This window comes from Pseudogemmobacter sp. TB195, from assembly GCF_058313095.1.
Genome location: NZ_JBZEGG010000194.1, coordinates 1 through 545, shown reverse-complemented (window position 1 = coordinate 545; position 545 = coordinate 1). Strand labels below are relative to the sequence as shown.

Annotated in this window: 1 protein-coding gene; it reads left to right on the top strand. The window is 64.8% G+C overall.

Going from position 1 to position 545, the window contains the following annotated elements; all coding sequences use genetic code 11:
* The coding region (locus tag AC4FS3_RS29320; protein ID WP_491023466.1) for a molybdopterin-dependent oxidoreductase at positions 1–545 on the top strand (545 nt) is incomplete at both ends.

Here is a 545-nt window from a genome sequence, read left to right as displayed (position 1 = left end):
CAATATCGACACCAATTCGCGGTTATGCATGTCGAGCGCCGTGTTTGGCCACAACCGCGCTTTTGGCGAGGACGTCGTGCCCGCCAGCTATGACGATCTGGACGCGGCGGACCTCTTCGTGCTTGTCGGCTCCAATACCGCCTGGTGCCATCCGGTCGTGTACCAGCGCATCCAGGCCGCGCGGGCGGCGCGCGGCGCGCAACTCGTTGTTGTCGATCCGCGCCGCACCGAGACCTGCGAGGACGCCGACCTCCACCTCGCCCTGCGTCCCGGAAGCGACGTGGCGCTGATGAACGGCCTGCTTGCGCATTGCCGCCGTGAGGGCCTGCTCGACGCGGGCTTTCTCAGGGATAGCGTCAATATTCCGGAAGGCTTTTGGGAGGCGCTCGATGCGCACGGCGATGCTGGCGCCGTCGCAACAACCTGTGACGTCGCCCTTGAGGATCTCCAGCGGTTTTTTCATCTTTTTTCCGCGCGCCCGCGCACGGTCACGCTGTTCAGCCAGGGCGTCAACCAGTCGGTGCGCGGTTCCGATCAGGTCAATG